This window comes from Paraburkholderia ginsengisoli NBRC 100965 (genome assembly GCF_000739735.1).
Classification (GTDB): domain Bacteria; phylum Pseudomonadota; class Gammaproteobacteria; order Burkholderiales; family Burkholderiaceae; genus Paraburkholderia; species Paraburkholderia ginsengisoli.
In genome coordinates this window covers 1-1,559 of record NZ_BBJF01000042.1, presented here as the reverse complement: position 1 = coordinate 1,559, position 1,559 = coordinate 1, and the positions used below count along the sequence as shown (strand labels likewise).

Annotated in this window: 1 protein-coding gene; it reads right to left on the bottom strand. The window is 58.9% G+C overall.

The features are described from left to right. Positions 1 to 449: 449 nt before the first annotated feature. Positions 450 to 1,466: an IS110 family RNA-guided transposase gene (locus tag BGI01S_RS28795; protein ID WP_042329820.1), complete on the bottom strand. Its 1,017-nt coding sequence runs from the start codon at positions 1,464 to 1,466 to the stop codon at positions 450 to 452. Positions 1,467 to 1,559: the final 93 nt, after the last annotated feature.

Here is a 1,559-nt window from a genome sequence, read left to right as displayed (position 1 = left end):
AACTTGACACCCATTAGTCGGCCGGAGTCAAGGTACAAATCTCTTCCCCCTTGCGATTGCCATGTCGATATGTTTTTCATCGACATGGCAATCGCAAGGACGCTTGTGGTGCGTCTGCTGTCTGCATGATCAATATCGCATCCGGTTTCTCAAAGCTGGTTGCGAAACGGATCGCACCAGACACCCATCTGGATCAAGCATGCCGTGAGGTAAGTCACGTGTGCCCTGGCGGCCATGGCCGCCCCGGAGAAACGTTGGTGCCGGACGAGGTCCAAGGGGTTGGGCAAAGCCGTGGCTGTTGCGTGTGCAACGCCAGTCAAACGTGGCTCCCCGCCCGGGCGACCCGATTGCTTGCAGACAGTCGGTGAGGGGAAGCAAAGGGAAGACCCAATCAAAGCCATGGCTGTGCACCAGTCAAGTTACCGGGTTCGTTCCCCTTGCATCACCTGCTAGCCAAAACAGCGAACTGTCTCAAATGGTTTGTGCTCCCGAAGCATGTGATAGCAGGCGCGAGCCAGCTTGTGCGCTAGTGCCTTGATCGCAACGATGCCGTTGCGCATTCGCTTCTTGCGTTCGTAAAAGCGCCTGGCTTGCGGACAAGTACGGATCGCGAAATTGGCCGCTTCGACAAACGCCCATGCCAGATAGCGGTTCCCGTTCTTCGTGTTGCCTTCGCCCTTCTTCCTGCTGTTGCTTTCGCGCCTGCTGCCCACGCTGCGACAGTAAGAACTGAAGTGGCCAACGGTGGCAAATCGCGAGATGGTGCCAGTTTCCAGCATGATAGTGGTCGCCAGCACCGGACCAATGCCGGGCACCGTGTTCAGCAGCGCGTAATCCGGATTCAGTTTCACCTGCTGCATGAGTCGCTTTTCGATGATCTCGATCTGCCGCTGAAGCGTTCCCAGGACCGCCAGGTTGACCCGGATCGCGAGCGTTACGTCGGGCGCAAAACCGAATCGGCTCACCTGCGCGCCATCGAGGCGCTTGACCTGCGGCCCGTGCATCTGCGAACCAGTATGCCGCGCGAACAGGTTGCCGATCGCGAGAATCTGGGCGGTACGGCACTGCACGAGCTGCATCCGTTTGCGTGCGAGGTCGCGTACCTGCCGTCCGTCCGCGGGGTAGATGTAGCCTTCGGGAAGCAGCCCCAGACGCAGCAATTGTGCGAGATGGGCCGCATCGGTGAAATCACCACTGTATTTCAGCCCCTCGTACTGCCTGATCGCTGCCGGGTTGGCGAGATGAACATGGTATCCATCCGCAAGCAGTGCATCGACCAACCAGTACCAGTTGTACGTCGCCTCGATGACCACACCTTCCAGTTCTTCGCGATGCGGCGCCAGTGCGGCGCGGATCTGCAACGCGTCGTTGGGCAACCGCCGCTGATAGACGATGTGGTCCACCTCATCGCTCACCACGACCACACTGTTGTTCGAGTGCAGGTCGATTCCGCTAAACTTTTTCATGCCGGCCTCCTGTGCGTCACGTCGGTGTCGCAACCCTGACTCTACGCCAGCCGTCCTACCGGAACGGCGCGAGGCCGGCTATATGATTATCAA